This window comes from Streptomyces sp. NEAU-174 (genome assembly GCF_052665095.1).
This window is the reverse complement of the sequence record NZ_JBQTCE010000012.1, coordinates 133,507-152,343: the sequence shown is the minus strand read 5'-3', so window position 1 is coordinate 152,343 and position 18,837 is coordinate 133,507. Positions and strand designations below refer to the sequence as shown.

The 18,837-nt window shown below is 70.3% G+C and carries 20 protein-coding genes; 4 read left to right on the top strand and 16 right to left on the bottom strand.

Annotation, left to right across the window (positions count from 1 at the left end; all coding sequences use genetic code 11):
* Window positions 1–33: 33 nt before the first annotated feature.
* The 3 genes from ACT2CW_RS31480 to ACT2CW_RS31470 all read right to left on the bottom strand — a co-directional run bounded on the left by ACT2CW_RS31480 (window position 34) and on the right by ACT2CW_RS31470 (window position 1,577).
* Entirely contained in the window at window positions 34–429 is a 396-nt protein-coding gene (locus ACT2CW_RS31480; RefSeq protein WP_445519078.1) for a hypothetical protein, read from the bottom strand.
* A gap of 96 nt (window positions 430–525) precedes the next feature.
* Complete coding sequence (rph, locus tag ACT2CW_RS31475; RefSeq protein ID WP_164430320.1) at window positions 526–1,257, bottom strand: ribonuclease PH; 732 nt, start codon at window positions 1,255–1,257, stop codon at window positions 526–528.
* Between the two features lie 86 nt (window positions 1,258–1,343).
* On the bottom strand, window positions 1,344–1,577 hold the full coding sequence (locus tag ACT2CW_RS31470) for a glucose PTS transporter subunit EIIB (RefSeq protein ID WP_037962146.1): 234 nt from the start codon (window positions 1,575–1,577) through the stop codon (window positions 1,344–1,346).
* Window positions 1,578–1,775: 198 nt separating this feature from the next.
* Between ACT2CW_RS31470 and ACT2CW_RS31465 the strand changes: the two genes are divergently transcribed.
* A complete protein-coding gene (locus tag ACT2CW_RS31465) occupies window positions 1,776–3,026 on the top strand; it encodes a PTS transporter subunit EIIC (protein WP_138915422.1) in 1,251 nt (416 codons plus the stop codon).
* A 95-nt stretch (window positions 3,027–3,121) separates the two neighbouring features.
* Here the strand turns inward: ACT2CW_RS31465 and ACT2CW_RS31460 are convergent, their stop codons facing one another.
* From ACT2CW_RS31460 to clpS, 8 genes are all read right to left on the bottom strand, one after another.
* A complete protein-coding gene (locus tag ACT2CW_RS31460; protein WP_037962143.1) occupies window positions 3,122–3,874 on the bottom strand; it encodes an MBL fold metallo-hydrolase in 753 nt (250 codons plus the stop codon).
* 256 nt (window positions 3,875–4,130) lie between these two features.
* On the bottom strand, window positions 4,131–5,081 hold the full coding sequence (locus ACT2CW_RS31455; RefSeq protein ID WP_138915421.1) for a PLP-dependent cysteine synthase family protein: 951 nt from the start codon (window positions 5,079–5,081) through the stop codon (window positions 4,131–4,133).
* On the bottom strand, window positions 5,081–5,359 hold the full coding sequence (locus tag ACT2CW_RS31450; protein WP_445519077.1) for a MoaD/ThiS family protein: 279 nt from the start codon (window positions 5,357–5,359) through the stop codon (window positions 5,081–5,083). Before ACT2CW_RS31450 ends, ACT2CW_RS31455 begins: the two co-directional genes overlap by 1 nt.
* A gap of 94 nt (window positions 5,360–5,453) precedes the next feature.
* Window positions 5,454–5,570, bottom strand: a complete 117-nt coding sequence (locus tag ACT2CW_RS31445) for a putative leader peptide (protein WP_014061047.1) — start codon at window positions 5,568–5,570, stop codon at window positions 5,454–5,456.
* Between the two features lie 91 nt (window positions 5,571–5,661).
* Window positions 5,662–6,087 carry a Mov34/MPN/PAD-1 family protein gene (locus tag ACT2CW_RS31440; protein WP_182471280.1) on the bottom strand — a complete coding sequence of 142 codons (426 nt, stop codon included), beginning with the start codon at window positions 6,085–6,087 and terminating at the stop codon, window positions 5,662–5,664.
* A gap of 81 nt (window positions 6,088–6,168) precedes the next feature.
* Window positions 6,169–7,587 carry an amino acid permease gene (locus ACT2CW_RS31435; protein WP_164430308.1) on the bottom strand — a complete coding sequence of 473 codons (1,419 nt, stop codon included), beginning with the start codon at window positions 7,585–7,587 and terminating at the stop codon, window positions 6,169–6,171.
* 211 nt (window positions 7,588–7,798) lie between these two features.
* Window positions 7,799–8,410 (bottom strand): DUF2017 domain-containing protein, encoded by a 612-nt coding sequence (locus ACT2CW_RS31430; RefSeq protein ID WP_445519076.1) that lies wholly within the window; start codon window positions 8,408–8,410, stop codon window positions 7,799–7,801.
* Window positions 8,410–8,721 (bottom strand): ATP-dependent Clp protease adapter ClpS, encoded by a 312-nt coding sequence (gene clpS, locus ACT2CW_RS31425; protein WP_164430304.1) that lies wholly within the window; start codon window positions 8,719–8,721, stop codon window positions 8,410–8,412. The genes ACT2CW_RS31430 and clpS overlap by 1 nt, the downstream gene beginning before the upstream one ends.
* A gap of 83 nt (window positions 8,722–8,804) precedes the next feature.
* Between clpS and ACT2CW_RS31420 the strand changes: the two genes are divergently transcribed.
* Both ACT2CW_RS31420 and ACT2CW_RS31415 read left to right on the top strand, forming a co-directional pair.
* Window positions 8,805–10,139 carry a nicotinate phosphoribosyltransferase gene (locus ACT2CW_RS31420; protein ID WP_445519075.1) on the top strand — a complete coding sequence of 445 codons (1,335 nt, stop codon included), beginning with the start codon at window positions 8,805–8,807 and terminating at the stop codon, window positions 10,137–10,139.
* A 163-nt stretch (window positions 10,140–10,302) separates the two neighbouring features.
* Window positions 10,303–10,887: a nicotinamidase gene (locus tag ACT2CW_RS31415; protein WP_445519074.1), complete on the top strand. Its 585-nt coding sequence runs from the start codon at window positions 10,303–10,305 to the stop codon at window positions 10,885–10,887.
* 1,060 nt (window positions 10,888–11,947) lie between these two features.
* Here the strand turns inward: ACT2CW_RS31415 and ACT2CW_RS31410 are convergent.
* Together ACT2CW_RS31410 and ACT2CW_RS31405 are read right to left on the bottom strand one after the other, a co-directional pair.
* Window positions 11,948–12,262, bottom strand: coding sequence for a hypothetical protein (locus ACT2CW_RS31410; RefSeq protein ID WP_086886108.1), 315 nt, complete (start codon window positions 12,260–12,262; stop codon window positions 11,948–11,950).
* Window positions 12,263–12,396: 134 nt separating this feature from the next.
* Window positions 12,397–14,784 carry an immune inhibitor A domain-containing protein gene (locus ACT2CW_RS31405; protein WP_445519073.1) on the bottom strand — a complete coding sequence of 796 codons (2,388 nt, stop codon included), beginning with the start codon at window positions 14,782–14,784 and terminating at the stop codon, window positions 12,397–12,399.
* A gap of 320 nt (window positions 14,785–15,104) precedes the next feature.
* Here ACT2CW_RS31405 and ACT2CW_RS31400 point away from each other — a divergent pair, with 320 nt between their 5' ends.
* Window positions 15,105–15,386, top strand: coding sequence for a hypothetical protein (locus ACT2CW_RS31400; protein WP_445519072.1), 282 nt, complete (start codon window positions 15,105–15,107; stop codon window positions 15,384–15,386).
* 25 nt (window positions 15,387–15,411) lie between these two features.
* Here the strand turns inward: ACT2CW_RS31400 and ACT2CW_RS31395 are convergent, their stop codons facing one another.
* The 3 genes from ACT2CW_RS31395 to ACT2CW_RS31385 all read right to left on the bottom strand — a co-directional run bounded on the left by ACT2CW_RS31395 (window position 15,412) and on the right by ACT2CW_RS31385 (window position 18,577).
* Window positions 15,412–15,918, bottom strand: a complete 507-nt coding sequence (locus ACT2CW_RS31395; protein ID WP_138915414.1) for an RDD family protein — start codon at window positions 15,916–15,918, stop codon at window positions 15,412–15,414.
* A gap of 115 nt (window positions 15,919–16,033) precedes the next feature.
* Window positions 16,034–16,627 (bottom strand): RDD family protein, encoded by a 594-nt coding sequence (locus tag ACT2CW_RS31390; RefSeq protein WP_445519071.1) that lies wholly within the window; start codon window positions 16,625–16,627, stop codon window positions 16,034–16,036.
* 144 nt (window positions 16,628–16,771) lie between these two features.
* The gene (locus ACT2CW_RS31385; protein WP_445519070.1) at window positions 16,772–18,577 is read right to left on the bottom strand and encodes an RDD family protein; all 1,806 of its coding nucleotides are present in this window, start codon (window positions 18,575–18,577) and stop codon (window positions 16,772–16,774) included.
* Window positions 18,578–18,837: the final 260 nt, after the last annotated feature.

The following is an 18,837-nucleotide window of genomic DNA, read 5'->3' as shown; positions in this document are numbered from 1 at the left end:
AGGGTGGATGGCTCGTGCCGATCGGAGGGGCGGTCAGGGCGAGCAGACGTCGGTCAGTTCGCCCGCCGCGTCCTTGACCGGGGTCAGATCGGGGTCCTTGCCGCTGTCGACGGACTTCTGGACGTTGTCCACGGCCTTCTGGAGGTCGTCGACGGCCTTGCCGACGTCCGCGTTGTCGGTGCGGTCGCCGACCTTGTCGATGTCCTTGTCGAGGGCGTCCAGGATCTTGTCGGCCTGCTGCGGGTCGACGGCGGCGCCGGTCAGGGCGTCCTGGAGGTCGTCCACGTCGTTGGATATCTCGACCGCGAGCTGGGCGCAGTCCAGGGCCTTCTCCACCGCGCTGCAACCCACCGTGACCGGCACGGCGAGCGCGACGGCGGCGAGGGCGGTGATGGCGGTGGTACGGCGGTGACGGTGGCGCGGCGCCATGGAGTGGGTCCTTCCCCGGGAAAAGGTGCTGGTACCTGACTGTGCTGGTACCTGACTAAACGCCAGGCGCCGCGCGGTGGTTGCCCGATGCCGCCGTCAGTTCTCCTCGGCCAGTGCCGCGCGCTGGATTCCGGACAGGGCGTCACAGCCCGCCACGGCGAGGTCCAGCAGGCCGTTCAGCTCCTCGCGGGCGAAGGGCTCACCCTCGGCGGTGCCCTGCACCTCGACGAAGCGTCCGTCACCGGTACAGACCACGTTCATGTCGGTCTCGGCGCGCACGTCCTCCTCGTAGCAGAGGTCGAGGAGGGGGACGCCGCCGACGATGCCGACGCTGACGGCGGAGACGGTGCCGGTCAGCGGCTGTCGGCTGGCCTTGATCAGCTTCTTCCCCCGGGCCCAGCCGATGGCGTCGGCCAGGGCCACATAGGCGCCGGTGATGGCGGCGGTGCGGGTGCCGCCGTCGGCCTGGAGGACATCGCAGTCCAGGACGATGGTGTTCTCGCCGAGCGCCTTGTAGTCGATGACGGCGCGCAGCGAGCGGCCGATGAGCCGGGAGATCTCATGCGTACGGCCGCCGATCTTGCCGCGGACGGACTCGCGGTCGCCCCGGGTGTTGGTGGAGCGCGGCAGCATCGCGTACTCCGCGGTGACCCAGCCCTCGCCGCTGCCCTTGCGCCAGCGCGGCACGCCCTCGGTGACGCTCGCGGTGCACAGGACCCGCGTATCGCCGAAGGAGACGAGGACCGAGCCCTCGGCATGCTTGCTCCAAGCGCGCTCGATGGTCACGGGGCGGAGCTGGTCGGGGGTGCGGCCGTCGATACGAGACATGGGATGAGCCTATCGGCATCGCGTGGGCCCCCGGTCCGCGTCCGGCGCGGGCCCCGCCCCGGGGACGGCACGACGGGCTCAGCGGCTCACATCAGGTCTTCGATCTCGGCGGCGATGGGGTCCGCGTCGGTGCCGATGACCACCTGGATCGCGCTGCCCATCTTCACCACGCCATGGGCGCCCGCGGCCTTCAGCAGCGCCTCGTCGACCAGGGAGACGTCCTTGACCTCGGTACGGAGTCGGGTGATGCAGCCCTCGACCTCGACGATGTTGTCGATGCCGCCGAGCCCCTCGACGATCTTCTCAGCCTTGCTGGCCATGTTCGCTCCCTGCCATCCGTTCGCCATGCGGTAAGTGGTCTACACCATTATGCGGGCGAAGACGTTACACGTCACTTGGAACGATAGATTCCTTCATCGGATCCCTCCGTGCTACAACAGGTCTACACCACATGTGGTTTAGACCATAAAGCGGGCCGTTCCTTCCCCCCGAGAGCCCGCCTCACCAGGAGGAATCCGATGAGTACGGCCACCGCCAAGGCGGCGCCCGCCCAGAAGCGGGGTGCCGGCCTGTTCCAGGGACTCCAGAAGGTCGGCCGCAGCCTTCAGCTGCCGATCGCGGTCCTGCCCGCCGCCGGAATCATGGTCCGGCTCGGACAGCCCGATGTGTTCGGCGCCGACGGACTGGGCTGGGACAAGGTCGCCGCCGTGTTCAACAACGCCGGTGGCGCGCTCACCGGCGCCCTTCCGCTGCTGTTCTGCGTCGGCGTGGCCATCGGGTTCGCCAAGAAGTCGGACGGCTCCACCGCGCTGGCCGCCGTGGTCGGGTTCCTGGTCTACAGCAAGGTGCTGGAGGCGTTCCCGGTCGCCGACGCGGTGATCCAGAAGGGCGAGGACATACCGGCCAAGTTCAACGACCCCGGGGTGCTCGGCGGCATCATCATGGGGCTGCTCACCGCGGTGCTGTGGCAGCGGTTCCACCGCACCCGGCTGGTGGACTGGCTCGGCTTCTTCAACGGCCGCCGGCTGGTGCCGATCATCATGGCCTTCACCGGTATCGCGGTGGGCGTCTTCTTCGGCCTGGTCTGGGAGCCCATCGGCGACGGCATCAGCAACTTCGGCGAGTGGATGACCGGGCTCGGCTCCGCGGGATCGGCCCTCTTCGGCGCCGTCAACCGCGCCCTGATCCCGATCGGCATGCACCAGTTCGTGAACACGGTGGCCTGGTTCCAGCTCGGCGACTTCACCAACGCGGCCGGTGACACCGTGCACGGCGACCTCAGCCGCTTCCTGGCCGGTGACCCGAGCGCGGGCATGTTCATGTCCGGCTTCTTCCCGATCATGATGTTCGGCCTGCCGGCCGCCGCCCTGGCCATGGCGCACACCGCCCGCCCCGAGCGCCGCAAGGCCGTGCTCGGCATGATGATCTCGCTGGCGCTGACCTCGTTCGTCACGGGTGTGACCGAGCCGATCGAGTTCTCGTTCATGTTCATCGCCCCGCTGCTCTATGTGATCCACGCGGTGCTGACCGCCCTCTCGATGGCGATCACCTGGGCCCTGGGCGTGCACGCGGGCTTCAACTTCTCCGCGGGGTTCATCGACTACGCGCTGAACTGGAGCCATGCCACCAAACCACTGCTGATCATCCCGGTGGGGCTGGTCTTCGCGGTGGTCTACTACGTGGTCTTCCGCTTCGCGATCACCAAGTTCGATCTGCCCACCCCGGGCCGTGAACCCGAGGAAGAGGTCGAGGACCTCACCAAGGCGTAGGCCCTCGGCCCGCGCCCCACGCGAAGGCCCCGGAACCGGTTCGGTTCCGGGGCCTTCACGCGTACGGGGACCGCGTGCGTACGGGGACCGCGCGCCTACACCTCGTAGACCGCCCCCGCCTTGGCCAGCTCCACCGGCCCGCCGAAGACCGCCTGGGCGTCGCGCTGGTTGATCTGGGGGTCCGTCCACGGCGGCACATGGGTGAGCACCAGGGCCCCGACCCCCGCCCGCAGCGCGTGCTCGCCCGCCTCGCGGCCGTTGAGGTGCAGCCCCGGGATGTCCTCCTTGCCGTGCGTGAAGGCCGCCTCGCACAGGAAGAGGTCGCCGCCCCTGGCCAGGTCCACCAGGGCCTCACAGGGGCCCGTGTCGCCCGAGTAGACCAGCGAGCGGCCGCCGTACTCGATCCGGAAGCCGTACGCCTCCACCGGATGGCAGACGCGCTCGGCGCGGATGGTGAAGGGGCCGATCTCGAAGCTGCCGGGCGTGAGCGTGCGGAAGTCGAAGACCTCGCGCATCGACTTCTCGTCGGGCACGTCGTCGTACGCCTGGACCAGCCGCCGCTCGGTGTCCTCGGGGCCGTAGACGGGGATCGCCTCGGCGCGGCCACCGTCGTGCCGGTAGTAGCGCGCGACGAAGTATCCGCACATGTCGATGAAGTGATCGGGGTGGAGATGGGACAGCAGCACGGCGTCGAGGTCGTAGAGACCGCAGTGGCGCTGCAACTCACCAAGGGCGCCATTGCCCATGTCGAGGAGCAGCCGGAAGCCGTCGGCCTCGATGAGGTAGCTCGAGCAGGCCGATTCCGCGGACGGGAACGACCCTGAGCATCCGACGACGGTGAGCTTCATGAAGCAGGAACCTCCTTGGAGGGTCCCCATGCCGAGGGCCATGGGCGGGTGCGGGGGGTCATGCGGTGCCCACGAGCGTAAGGCGCATAAGCCCAGGCAGCTCCTCCACGGGGCCGCGTTGTGGGCGGAATCACCAGGACGGAGCCGGGTGGCGCCCGGCCATGCCCCCCGCCGGCCGATCCGGGCCCTGCGGGCGATGCCCCCCGCCGGCCGATCCGGCCCTGCGGGCCATGCTCCCCGCCGGCCGATCCGGCCCCTACGCCCAGAGCTGGCCGTGCAGCGTCTCGATCGCCTCCTCGGTGGTGGCCGCCGTGTAGACACCGGTGGAGAGGTACTTCCAGCCGCCGTCGGCGACGATGAAGACCACATCGGCGCTCTGCCCGGCCGTGACGGCCTTACGGGCGACACCGAGCGCGGCGTGCAGCGCGGCCCCGGTCGAGACGCCCGCGAAGATGCCCTCCTGGGCGAGGAGTTCCCGGGTGCGGGACACCGCGTCCTCGGAGCCGACGGAGAAGCGGGTGGTCAGGACGGACTCGTCGTACAGCTCGGGGACGAAGCCCTCGTCGAGGTTGCGGAGTCCGTAGACCACGTCGTCGTAGCGCGGTTCGGCGGCGACGATCTGGACGTCCGGCTTGTTCTCGCGCAGGAAGCGGCCGACGCCCATCAGGGTGCCGGTGGTGCCCAGACCGGCGACGAAGTGGGTGATGGAGGGCAGGTCGGCCAGGATCTCGGGGCCGGTGGTGGCGTAGTGGGCGCCGGCGTTGTCCGGGTTTCCGTACTGGTACAGCATCACCCAGTCCGGGTGCTGCTCCGCCAGCTCCTTGGCCACCCGGACGGCGGTGTTGGAGCCGCCGGCGGCGGGCGAGGAGATGATCTCCGCGCCCCACATGGCGAGCAGCTGGCGCCGCTCCTCGCTGGTGTTCTCCGGCATCACGCAGACGATGCGGTAGCCCTTGAGCTTGGCCGCCATCGCGAGGGAGATGCCGGTGTTGCCGGAGGTGGGCTCGAGGATGGTGCAGCCGGGGGTCAACCGGCCGTCCTTCTCGGCCTGTTCGATCATATGGAGCGCGGGGCGGTCCTTGACCGAGCCGGTGGGGTTGCGGTCCTCCAGCTTGGCCCAGATCCGTACGTCGGACGAGGGCGAGAGCCGCGGCAGCCCTACGAGCGGCGTATTGCCGACCGCGGCCAGGGGGCTGTCGTACCGCATCAGACCATTCCGCCTGCGACCGCCGGGAGGATCGTCACATTGTCGCCGTCCGAGAGCTTGGTGGAGATGCCTTCGAGGAAGCGGACGTCCTCGTCGTTCAGATAGACGTTGACGAAGCGGCGCAGCTCGCCGCCGTCGACCAGGCGCTCCTGGATGCCGGAGTGCCGGCTCTCCAGGTCGGCGAAGAGCTCGGCGAGCGTGGCCCCGCTGCCCTCGACCGCCTTCTGGCCGTCGGTGTAGGTGCGGAGGATGGTCGGGATGCGGACCTCGATGGCCATGTCTGGGCTCCTGTCGGAGGGCGGGGTGGACTCCCGGACCGGGAGCGGCCGGGAGGGCGTCGTCGAAGGGCGTCGGGGCTTCTCGGGCGCGCGCTCAGGCGGCCACGGCGCGGCGCGGACACATCGCGCTGGCGAGCCGGCACAGGTCGACGTGGAGCCGCGCCACGAGCAGCATGCCCGGCGTCTTCTCGCTCACGTCATCGAAAACCATGGACTCATCGTATCGATTCCCGAACCGGGCTCCGGTAGGTGATCCCGCGATACGGACGGGTAGTGGCCGTGATACGAGACGGCGCGGCGATTCAGCCACCCGGGACGATCTCCACCTCTTCCTCGGTGACCTCGCCGTCCACGATCCGGAAGGACCGGAACTGGAAGGGGCCCTCGTCATTGCCGCATTCCGCCGTGGAGACCAGGACGTAGTGGGCACCGGGCTCATTGGCGTAGGAGATGTCGGTACGGGAGGGGTACGCCTCGGTGGCGGTGTGCGAGTGGTAGATGACCACCGGCTCCTCGTCCCGGTCGTCCATCTCGCGGTAGAGCTTGAGCAGGTCACCCGAGTCGAACTCGTAGAAGGTGGGGGAACGGGCCGCGTTCAGCATCGGGATGAACCGCTCGGGGCGGCCGCTTCCGGCCGGGCCCGCGATCACGCCGCATGCCTCGTCGGGGTGGTCGGCGCGGGCGTGCGCGACGATCTTGTCGTGGAGCGCCTGGGTGATGGTCAGCATGACCACACAATAGGAGGCGGGCTCCGGACAGAGGTCCGGAGCCCGCCTGCTGAGATTCCGCGCCCGAAAGGCGATACAGATTTACTTGCGCGCGTACTCCGGCTCCGCCTGGGCGTCACGGGCACCCGGCTGGGCGCCGCCGCCGTTCGACTTCAGGAGGAACCAGCCGATCACCAGCAGCACGGCCCAGCCGGCACCCACGTACAGACAGATCCGGGCGTCCTTGTCGTACGCGATCAGGCCGGTCACGATGATCAGGAAGATCAGCGCCACCCAGCTGAAGACCGCGCCGCCGGGGGCCGGGAAGGACGAGGCCGGCAGCCGGCCCGAGGTCACGGCCTTGCGGTACTTGATGTGGCTGACCAGGATCATCGCCCAGGCCCAGATGCCCGCGGCCGTGGCCACCGAGGTGACGTACTCGAACGCCTTCTCGGGGACCATGTAGTTGAGGATCACGCCGATGCCCATCAGCGCCACGGAGACGGTGATGCCGATCGCCGGGGTCTTACGGGCGTTGAGCATGCCGAAGGCCTTGGGGGCCTCGCTGTTCGCGGCCAGGTCGCGCAGCATCCGGCCGGTGGAGTACATCCCGGAGTTACAGGAGGACAGGGCCGCGGTGAGCACCACGAAGTTGACGATGCCGGCCGCGAACGGGATGCCGATCTTGGAGAAGGCGTGCACGAAGGGGCTCTCGCCGGCCGAGAACTCGGTCCACTTGACGACGGCGAGCAGCACCACCAGGGCGCCGACGTAGAAGATGATGATGCGCCAGGGCAGGGTGTTGATCGCCTTGGGCAGGGTCTTCTCGGGGTCCTCGGACTCGCCCGCGGTGACGCCGACCAGCTCGACGGCGAGGTAGGCGAACATCACGCCCTGGAGGGTCATCAGGCTGTCGCCGATGCCGTTGGGGAAGAACCCGCCGTGCGACCAGAGGTTGGAGGCGGCCGCGGTGTCACCGGCGTCGGAGAAGCCGAGGGTGAGGACGCCAAGGCCGATGACGATCATGCCGATGATCGCGGTGACCTTGACCATCGAGAACCAGAACTCGACCTCACCGAAGATCTTCACCGAGATCAGGTTGACGCCGAACAGCACCACAAGGAAGACCAGGGCGCTGACCCACTGCGGGATCGAGGGGAACCAGTAGTTGATGTAGATGGCGGCGGCCGTGAGCTCGGCCATACCGGTCACCACCCACATCAGCCAGTACGTCCACCCCGTGACGAAGCCGAAGAACGGGCCGAGGAACTCCCGGGCGTACTCCGCGAAGGACCCGGAGACCGGGCGGTACAGGAGCAGCTCACCGAGCGCTCTCATGATGAAGAAGATGACCACACCCGCGAGGGCGTACATCAGGATGATGCTGGGGCCGGCCTTGGCGATGTTCGCCCCGGCACCCATGAACAGGCCGACGCCGATGGCGCCGCCGATAGCGATCATCTGGACCTGGCGACTGCCAAGGCCGCGCTCATAGCCCTCTTCAGGAGCCGCTGAGGTCATATTGCTGCGCCTTTCTCCCTGTGGCGGCTGGCTGCGATCGTGAAGATTTACCACGACCGCCACGCTGATCGACTGCGCGGCGTGTGGCGCACACCACAGGAAGAAGCGGACAAAAGTTGTGCTGCGCAACAAAGGCAGCGATCGCAGTGATGCGATCGTTATCCGGAGTTGAGCATCCTCTAAACGAACACTCAGTAGTTGCCGGAGGGAATCATTCCGGCATGAGCGTCTCGATCAGCGTCTCCTGGAGCCCGCCGAGCCAGAAGTACGCCATCACCATCGGCTTGCGCGGATCGGAGTCCGGCAGCCGCAGCAGCTCACCGCCGTCGTCCTCGTCGGTGACCTCCAGCCGGGTCCCGATGGCCAGCCGCAGGTCGTTCAGCGCGCCCAGCCAGTGCCGGGACCGCTCCGGCGCCAGCTCAAGCACCGCGGGGGCCCCACCCGAGGAGCCGGGGCCCAGCGCGTCCAGGTCGCGCACCACCGTCAGGGCGTCGTCGCGCTTGCGCGCCCGCAGGTCGTTCTCGGTGAAGCGGCGGAACTCCGCGGACGCCTCCCGCGCCTCCTGCTCCTCCCGCGCCCCGAGCTCCTGGTCCGGCGGGGAGTAGGCGTCCGGGAAGAGCCGGGCGAGCGCCGGATCCTCCGGCGGCTTGCTGGGGCCGTCCGCGAAGAGCGCGGCCAGGGGATCCTCGCCCCCGGCGGGCTGGTCGCCCGGGCCGATCAGCTCGGCGAGCTGCATGGCCAGGCTGCGCAGGATGGAGATCTCCACCTCGTCCAGGGCGATGGCGGCGCCGCCGCCCGGCAACGGCTCGAAACGTCCCGACATCAGCGCTCCTGCTGGAGGGTCGCCCACAGGCCGTAGCCGTGCATCGCCTGCACGTCGCGCTCCATCTCCTCGCGGGTGCCGCTCGAGACGATCGCGCGGCCTTTGTGGTGGACGTCGAGCATCAAACGGTTGGCCTTGTCCTTGGAGTAGCCGAAGTAGCTCTGAAAGACGTAGGTCACATAGCTCATGAGATTGACGGGGTCGTTATGGACCACCGTCACCCAGGGAACGTCGGGCTCCGGCACCGACGAGGGTGCTTCACGGGCTTCGGGACGTTCGATCTCCACGGGCGCGACACTCACACGTCCCATGCTGCCACCCGGCAGGGGCCGTCGCCTAAACCGGCACCCAGATCTCGTCACTCTGACGAGTACGGGAGGTAGCATCGTCAACCATGGACACTGCGGACTTGGGACTGCCGGTGGACGTGCCGTCGACCGCACTCTTCACCGACCGGTACGAACTCACCATGCTTCAGGCCGCGCTGCGGGCGGGCACCGCCGACCGCCGCTCGGTCTTCGAGGTCTTCACCAGGCGCCTCCCCGAGGGCCGGCGCTACGGCGTCGTGGCGGGCACCGGGCGGGTGCTGGACGCCGTCGAGAACTTCCGCTTCGACGCGGGCGTGCTGGACTTCCTCGCCCAGCAGCGGATCGTGGACGAGCCGACGCTCTCCTGGCTCGCCGACTACCGCTTCCGCGGCGACATCTGGGGCTACCCCGAGGGCGAGGTCTACTTCCCCGGCTCGCCGATCATCCGGGTGGAGGGCACCTTCGCCGAGGCGGTGCTGCTGGAGACGGTCATCCTCTCCATCCTCAACCACGACTCCGCGGTGGCCGCCGCCGCGTCCCGGATGTCCACCGCCGCCGGCGACCGGCCGCTCATCGAGATGGGCGCCCGCCGCACCCATGAGCTGGCCGCCGTGGCCGCAGCCCGCGCCGCCTACGTCGGCGGCTTCACCACCACCTCCGACCTCGCGGCCGGATTCCGCTACAACATCCCCACCGTGGGCACCAGCGCCCACGCCTTCACCCTGCTGCACGACAGCGAGCGGGACGCCTTCACGGCGCAGGTCCAGGCGCACGGCAGCGACACCACCCTGCTCGTGGACACCTATGACGTCGCCGAGGCGGTGCGCACCGCCGTGGAGGTGGCCGGCAAGGACCTGGGCGCCGTACGGATCGACTCCGGCGATCTGCTGCTGCTCGCCCACCGGGTGCGCCAGCAGCTGGACGAGCTGGGCGCCAAGAACACCAAGATCGTGGTGACCAGCGACCTCGACGAGTACGCGATCGCCTCGCTGGCCGCGGCCCCCGTGGACGCGTACGGGGTGGGCACCCAGCTGGTCACCGGCAGCGGCCACCCGACCAGCTCCATGGTCTACAAGCTGGTGGCGCGGGCGGTCTCGGACGAGGCGGACGCGCCGCTGCTGCCGGTGGCCAAGAAGTCCATGGGCGCCAAGACCTCGGTGGGCGGCCGCAAATGGGCCGCGCGGCGGATGGACGAGCACGGTGTGGCCGAGGCGGAGGTGATCGGCACCGGCGCGGTCCCCGAGGAGCTGGCGGACCATCAACTGCTGGTGGAGCTGGTGCGCGGGGGCGAGATCGTGGCCCGCGAGCCGCTGGACGCGGCGCGGGACCGGCACATCGCGGCGCGGGCCGGACTGCCGCTGTCGGCGACCCAGCTCTCGCGCGGGGAGCCGGTCCTGCCCACCGAGTACGCGCGGGGCTGAGGGTACGCGCGGGGCTGAGGCGGACGGGTCATGAGCGGGAACACGGAACAGGTCATGACTGGCAACGCGGACGGGTCGTGAACGGGAACACGGACAGGTCATGAGCGGGAACGCTGAGCACGCCCACTGCCGCAATCGACGTGGAGTGTCTACCCTCGGTGACATGCACCGGGCACTGATCGTCGTCGACGTCCAGAACGACTTCTGCGAGGGCGGAAGCCTCGCGGTGACGGGGGGCGCGGATGTCGCCGCCGCGATCACCGATCTGATCGGGGAGGCCACGCCCGGTTACCGGCACGTCGTCGCCACCCGTGATCACCACATCGATCCGGGCGATCACTTCTCGGACAATCCGGACTATGAGCACACCTGGCCGGTGCACTGTGTCGCGGGCACCGAGGGTGTCGGCTTCCACCCGAACTTCGCGCCCGCCGTCGCCTCCGGGGCGATCGACGCGGTCTTCGACAAGGGCGCGTACACGGGGGCGTACAGCGGCTTCGAGGGCACCGACGAGCACGGCGCCTCGCTCGCGCAGTGGCTGCGCGAGCGGGGGGTGACCGAGGTGGACGTGGTGGGTATCGCCACCGACCACTGTGTGCGGGCCACGGCGCTGGACGCGCGCCGCGAGGGGTTCGCGACGCATGTCCTGCTGGACCTGACCGCGGGTGTCTCTCCGGCCACGACCGAGCGCGCTCTGGAGGAGCTGCGGGCGGCCGGGGTCGAACTCACCGGCAAGCCGGTCGTCTGAGACCACCGGAGGCGCTCAGAGCGCCTCCCAGCCCCCTTCCGGGCGGCTTGGCGGCGGCTTGGCGGCCGCTTCCGGGCGACTCGACCGGCCGGGCTCGACCGGCCGGGCTTGGTCGGCCGCCCTCCCGGGCCCTGGCGCTATGGGGTGCCCGGCGGGTCTTTCCCCTCCCCGCCCCTTCCCGATACCAAGGGCTCCGCCCCTGGACCCCCGGCGTCTGGAGCGGAGCCCCGCCTTCTAAGCGCTCCGCGGGAAGTGCCGCGAAATGCCGTCGTGCGTCCGCGGCCGCATCGTGGCTGGTCGCCCACGCGGCGGAGCCGCATATCGACACAGCCGCGGCGGAGCCGCACATCGACACAGCCCCGCGCCCCTTCGGGGCGCTGCCCGAACCGCAGCGGACTTCCTCCGACCTGCTTAGCCCCTCCGGCGTTTGAGGAGCGGGACCTGGGACGGAGCCCCGCCCTCCAGCCCTCCAGCCCTCCGGCACTTGAGGAGCCGGACCTGGGACGGAGCCCGGCCCTCCGCCCCTGGACCCCCGGGGCCTGGGGCGAAGCCCCGCCCTCTAGCCCCTCCGGCGCTTGAGGAGCGGGGCCTGGCGCTGAGCCCCGCCCTCCAGCCCCTCCGCCCCTGGAACCCCAGGGCCTGGGACGGAGCCCCGCCTTCCAGCCCCTCCGGCACTTGAGGAGCGGGGCCTGAGACGGAGCCCCGTAGCCCTTCCGCCCTGGACCCCCGGGGCCTGGGGCGAAGCCCCGCCCTCCAGCCCCTCCGCCCCTGGAACCCCAGGGCCTGGGGCGAAGCCCCGCCTTCCAGCCCCTCCGGCGCTTGAGGAGCGGGGTCTGGGGCGGAGCCCCGCCCTCCAGCCCCTCAGCCCCTGGACCCCCAGGTCTGGGACGGAACCCCGCCCTCCAGCCCCTCCGCCCCTGGAACCCCAGGGCCTGGGGCGAAGCCCCGCCTTCCAGCCCCTCCGGCGCTTGAGGAGCGGGGTCTGGGGCGGAGTCCCAGGTTCGGGAAGGGGCGGGGAGGGGAGAAGCCCGCCGCAGGCGGCAGGATCCGCCGGGCACCCCTACGAGGCCGGGGCCGGGGGTCTGAGGAGGGCGGCCATGGGGTGCCAGAGCTCCCCTCCGCGGTCCGGCGCGGTACGCCACACCACCCCGTCGGGATGGTGGAGCACCGCCGTCACCTCGTCAGGCGTCGGCGGCGCGGTATTACCGCGCAGATAGACAGCGCGAAGCCCGAGATTGCGGAGCCTGGTCAAGGCTCGCTGACGGTTCGCGGCGTGTACCAGTACGCGCACGCCACCCTCGCCCAGCGGGCGCGGCAGCGTCAGTGCGACCACCACACTGCCGCCCGGCAACTTGGTAAATCCTCCGTCGGCCATTGCGGGTCATGTCCCCCGTGAGACGTCGTGTCAACAAGCAGGTCTAAGGGGCATCTAAACGCTAACGGCCGCCGCCCGCTAGGGGGCGACGGCCGCTACCGCTCTGACCTGCGAAAACGCAGACTGGTGTGGATCTAGGAGGCGGACGGTCCAACCTGGACGGTCATCGTCGAGCCGCCCGGGAGCTCCTTGAGGATCTTGATCCGGGTGTTGGTGTCAGCAATCTTGACACTGCCGGTCGGGTTACTCTCGTCCCAGTACGTACCCTTGTGGTCGTCGAAGACCGGAATGCCGGGCTTCGGCTTCACCTTGGCGGCCTTGCCGTCGTTGTGCAGCGTGAAGCCGTCCGAGGGGAGCCGACTGAAGGGCGAGTCGTACGCCTGGATCCGGTTGCGCATCAGCTTGCCGTCCGCCCACTTCTCGGCGGCGGGGTGCGCGTCGATCGGCAGGATCAGACCGCTGCCGGGGTGGACGCCGACGTTGTTGTCCGGCTGCGAGGTGTCCCACTGCCAGATCAGCAGCCCGTTCTGGTACGGGAAGTGCTCGACCCAGTTGGGTCGGCTGGAGGCCCAGCCGAAGTTGTAAGGACCGGTCTTGAGGGTGGTGTCGTACGACACGTACTGGCGGTTCTCGGCGAGGTAGTACTGCGGGTAGTCCTTGGTGAAGGAGCCGCCGATGCGCGAGAAGCCGTTCGCCGTCCAGCCGTTGTCGTCGCCCTCGGCGCCGTCGCTGAAGACCGGGGCGCCGTCCGCGGTCAGGGTGATCGCATCGGCCGCGAAGCCCTTCTGCGCCACACCGCCGTCGGTCTGGTAGCGGAAGCGCAGGTCGATCTTCTTGCCCGCGTAGGCGTCCAGCGGGAAGGAGAGCTTCTTGTACGCGCCCGAGGTGCCGGTCAGCGCGGGCTTGTCACCGGCGTCGCGCGGGATGGCCTTGCCGTCCGCGGTGCCGTCGACGGGCGTCCAGTTGGCGCCGCCGTCCGTGGAGACCTCGGCGTAGAGGTAGTCGTAGTTCTCCTCGATGTCCCACCAGCCCTGGAGGTCCAGGCTGGCCTTGGACTTGCCCGTGAGGTCCACGGACCGGGTCAGGGTGTTCTTGAGGTCGTCACCCATCCCGCTCCACCACTGCTTGGAGCCCTCGGCGGGGGCGACCACCTCGGTGGTGACGGCCTTGGCGGGCAACTCGACCACCAGCGCCTGCTTGTTCTTGGTGTTGTACTCGGCCACACCCAGGGTGTGGGTGGACTTCTTACCGGCCTTGGCCGAGGCGTAGTTCAGCCAGCCCAGCTGGAGCTTGTCCCAGGCGTTCATATCGCCGGGCAGATCGCCGATGGAGTCCTTACCGGTGCCGAGCCAGGATCCCGCGGACATCAGCGACCAGTAGGCGACGGACGACTCCCCCTTGCCGGTGGTGTCGTACTCGTCCGGCAGGCCCAGGTCATGGCCGTACTCATGGGCGAAGACGCCGAGGCCGCCGTTCTCCGGCTGCATCGTGTAGTCGCCGACCCAGATGCCGGTGTCGCCGATCTGCGTACCGCCCGACTTGTTCTCGCCCGGGCCGGTCTTGCCCGCGTCGGTGCCGTACGCGTACCAGCGGTGCGCCCAGATGGCGTTCTCGCCCTGGACCCCGCCGCCCGCGGACTCGTCCTCACCGGCGTGGACGATCTGGAAGTGGTCGATGTAGCCGTCGGGCTCGTTGAAGTTGCCGTCGGCGTCGTAGTCGTAGCGGTCCCACTGGTCGTACTTGGCCAGGTCCGCCTTGATCTGCGCGTCGGTGCGGCCGGCCGCCTTCTGGTCCTTGGCCCACTGGTTGACGCCGTCGCGGATCAGGTCCCAGGCGTTGGCGCAGTTGGTGTCGCCGCAGTAGTTGGAGCCGTAGCGGGCCTCGTTCCAGTCGACCTTGACCCAGTCGGAGACCTCGCCGTCCACCGAGTAACGGCCCGAGGACTGCTTCTCGTAGTACTTCTTCAGGGACTGCTTCTTCTTGTCCGTGGAGAAGTAGAGGTCCTGGAAGTGCTGGCGGTTGTAGTCCTTCTGCCAGGCCGTGCTGTTGTCGTCGGCGCGGTCCGGCTCGGCGATGGTGTTGTGCGCCGGGCCCGGGTCGCCGCCGTACTTCTTCACCGGCGGCTTGGGGCCGTCCCCGTCCGGGTCGTACATGGTGGTGTCGTCCACCTTGTCGCCGAAGTCGACCAGGATGGTGAAGATCTTGTCGGTCTTCTCCCGGGCCAGCTCGACGTACTTGCCCTTGCCGAGCTTCACGACCTTGGACGCCCCACGCGTGGTCGCCTTGGCGTCACCGGAGATGACCTGACGCAGCGCCTCCTGGCGCTGCGCTTCCCGCTGCTTGCTGTAGGGACCTTCGAGGTCGTGCTGGACATCCGTCTTCGCGGGCGCCGGATCATGGCGCTCGACACGCGTAGATGGTGCGTCCGCCTGGGCCATGCCGGTCGAGAGTGCCGCCGCTCCGAGCGCGGCCACCACTGTGGCTATGGCGGCCGATCTGGCCGTCCTCCGTTGGCTGTTCACTCGCTCAGTCCTCCCCTTTCCACACCAGTGCCGGACATTTGACCGGAGTGGCAGGAGAAAAGACAGACCTTGACTTGGACTGGTAGAGACAAGTACGTTCTGCGATCCCGACGTTCCGTTTAACGGACGGCAACGGGCGCGCCATGCACGCCGGTTGGCACACCCGATGATTCCGTGCGCCCCCTGTGCAACGGCGCCGTGGGTGAGGTCACGCTTACTTCCGTTCCCCACGGGCATGCAGGACCGTAGAGTCAGGACTGACGGTGCACATCAGCCTGACTCATGCCCCCTGCATATCGCCCCCGAGGACGGATCCCGCCATGCCGCGTCCGACTCCTGCACAGCTTGCCTATGGTTCGGCCACCGTCGTTCTCTCGACCTTCGCCATGCTGCTGCTCTCCCAGACCCGATCGGGGCTGGGCGTGGCGGTGGTGACCGTGGTCGGGCTCGTTCTCGGGCTCCTCGTCGCCGTCACCGTGCCGGTGGGCCGCGTGGCCCGCACCGGCCGCACCGTCCGCACCAGCCGCCCCGTGGCGGGGTCCGGACCGGCCGACCCGGCGCGGGCGCACGCCCGGGCGCACGCCGACTCAGTGCGCGGCTGACCCACTTACTGTGCGGCTGATCCGCTCACTGCACGGCCGACACCACGACGGTCCGCGCGGCCTTGTCGTGCAGACAGCGCTGGAGCGGCTTGTCCCACAGCAGTGAGGCGGAGTTGACCAGCCAGAAGACCGTGCCGACCAGCAGCGGGATGAGCATCCCCGGCAGTACGTAGACCGCCGCGCGGACCCAGCCCTGACCGGCCGGCACATTCCCGTCGGACAGCATCGCCACCCGGATGCGCAGCGCCTTCTTGCCGAGCGTCTGGCCGCTGCGGGCCAGCATGACGCCCTCGTAGCCGAAGTAGAGCGCCATCGTGATGATGAGCGCGAGGGTCACCTTGCCCATGTCCTGCTCGCCCGGGTGGTCCATCGTGTACTGGAGCGCGCCGGTCGCCGTGAGCGCCACCGTCCAGATCGCGCCGAGGATGACGATGTCGATGAGCCGGGCGGTGAAGCGCTGACCGGGGGTGGCCAGCGGGGGCATCCCCGGGGGGATCACAGGCGGGGGCGAGGACAGCGGATCGGGGGCCATGCCCCCGATTACATCAGCGGTGCCGGAGGACCGGAAGCTCAGGGGGCACTCCGGGGGCCGGGGGGGGCACCTCGGGGGCTCGGGGGCACTCCGGGGCTCGGGGGCGCCCCGGGGCTCAGGGTACGGCCGAGACCACCAGGGTCTTGGCCGCCTTGTCGTGCAGGCACTGCCGGTAGGGCCGGTCCCAGGTGCACCACAACACATTGATCAGCCAGAAGAGGAAGCCGCAGCAGGGCACGATCTCGGGCAGGGCGTACACCCCGGCGCGCAGCCAGCCCGCCTGGCCGGCCGGCGGCCGGCCGTTCTCCAGCATGGCGACCCGGATCTTCATCGCCTTCTTGCCGACGGTCTGGCCGTCCCGGGTCAGCATCAGCCCCTCGTAGAGGAAGTAGACAAGGACGTAGACCAGCGTGACGGTGGTCGAACGCGCGCTGCCCTCGATCGGGTCGTAGGCCCCGGCGACGGCGGTCACGACGAGCCCGACCGGGATGCCGATGAGCAGCGCGTCGATGATCCGGGCGATCAGACGGCGGCCGAGGTGCGCGAGCGGGGGCATCCCGGCGTACGGCTCGGGCCCGGCGGCGTGGTCCCCGTAGTCCCCGTGGTCCCCGTACGGGGAGCCGTTCGCGCGCGGCCTTTTCGCGAACGGATCGCTGCTGTCCCGGTCCCGGGGCTCATCGGGCCCGGGCGGCGGCTGGTCGGTGCTCATGGCCCGAGTCGACCCCGGAGCCGGGACGGCCGCATCCGGCGCGCCCCGTTCGGGCGACCGGGATCGTCCATCCGCCGCAGCCTGGGCGGATGTTCGGTTCGGCGGCGGGCGGTTCGGTCGGCCGCTGCCTCAGTCGGCCGACGCTCAGTCTGCCGACGCGACGAACGTGCGGGCCGCCTTGTCGTGCCAGCACTGCCGCCACGGGCGGTCGAACAGGCACCACAGCACGTTCAGCACGCCGATGACGAGCACCCCCAGCACCGAGTAGACCAGCCAGCGGCGCAGCGCGGCGCCGAAGGACGGGGTGTCGTGCTCCTCGATGTCCAGCACCCGCACCCCGCACAGCCTCTTGCCGAGCGTACGGCCCCACTTGGCGGTCGGCAGCGCCTCCAGCACGACGCCGAGGACGAGCAGCAGACCGAGGACGATGCCCAGATAGCCGCTGGTGGTGCCGTCCAGGAAGTAGACCGTGACGGTCTCGCCGCTCTGCTTGGCCGACTCGACCTTCTCGTCGATGTGGTCGCTCGCCTTGCTCCACAGCGGGAACGCGACGGCGCCGACGACGCCGAGCAGCACGACCGAGTCGATCAGCCGGGCGGCGAGGCGGCGGCCGAGCGAGGCGGGCCGGCCCTCGGCCTGGGCGGCCAGCAGGAAGGGGTTGTCGACGGGCGGCTTCCAGGGGATGACGCCCTCGGGCGCGCCCGGGCCCGCGCCGTGCGGGGCCGCCTGGGGAGCATGCGGGGTGGCCTGCGGCGGGCCGGGCCGCTGGGCGAACTGCCCCTGCGGCTGCCAGGCCGGGCCGCCGCCCTGGGCGGGGATACCGCCGAAGGGCTGCGGAGGCTGCTGGGGCTGGTGCGGCTGCGGGGGCTGCTGGGGTTGCTGTGTCTGCGGGGGCTGTTGGGACTGGTGCGGGGGCTGGGCCGGGGGTGCGGCCTCGGCGCCCTTGCGCCGCGTGCTGCCGCGGCCGATCGCCCGGATCGCCATCGTCCCGTCGTCCCGGCCGGCCGCCTGGCCCCGGGCCTGGTCCTGCCCCGAGTTCTGGCCCTGCCTCTGGCTCTGACCCTGACCCTGGCCGGTCGCGGGTGCCGCTCCGCCGCCGCGCCCCATCGTGCGGAACGTCATCGTCCCGTCGCCCGCCGGAGCGGGGGTCTCGCCCTCGTCCGCCGGGGGCAGCTCCGGGGCCCGGCGGACGGGCGGCAGGGCCTGCGTCGAGCGGTCCCCGGTGCGCCCGCTCCCGCCCGCGCGCATGGTCAGCGTGCCGTCATCGCGACCGGCGTCCTCACCCGGGCCCGCGCGCCGCGGGTCGGGCACCCCGGGCCACTGCCCACCACCGGGCTGCCCGGCACCGGCCTGGGCACCACCGGGCTGCCCGCCACCGGCCCGGGGGTCGCCGGGCTGCCCACCACCCGCCCGGGGGTCGCCGGGGGCGTCCGACTCCGCGCCCCAGGAGACCCGGCGGTCCTGCTCACCGCCGAATCCGCCCTGCTGGGCGGCGTCCGCCTGCCAGGCCGACCCGGCGTCGGGGCGGGTGCCGTGCAGCCGCTGGGGATCGTTCCAGTCCACGGACGCCGGGACCCCGCCGGGCGGCACCGGCTGGGTCCCCATGCCACCGGCCGCCTGCTCGGGCGGTCCGCCCGCGCCCCGGACGTCCATCTCGGCGCTCCGGCGCAGCTCGGGCAGTGCGCTGCCGGTCTCCTCCGCGGCCCGCGGCGCCGGATCCTCGTCCAGGAACATCGGGCCCGTCTCGTCCGGCGGCGGGCTGATCACCTGGGTATGGGTGACCCCGGGCGGCGGGGCGGGCATGGCCTCGCCCTCGGCCGGAGCGGGACGGCTGGTGCCGGGCACCCAGGCGGCGCCGTTCCAATAACGGATGTAGCCAGGGATGGACGGATCGGGATAAAAACCAGGAATGGAGCTGCCGTCCGCGGATCCTGAGGTAGGGGCGCTCATGATCTCCGATGTCCCATATCTGCTCGGCCGTGCTGTACTGCGCTGCGCCTTTGCGGTGCCTCGCGGTGAGGGTGGGGCGTAAGCAGTTTGCCGTACAGGAGCCGCAGTGCAACCCGGAGCGCGCGGTCAAGGTCTATCAGACCGGCCCCCCGGCACCAGCCCACCGCTCCCGCCACCACTCTCCCGTGCGAGCGCCACGAAGCCATACGAGCGGCGACGGCCCGCATGGCCCCGCCCGGCCTAGGTTCAGCAGACCTACT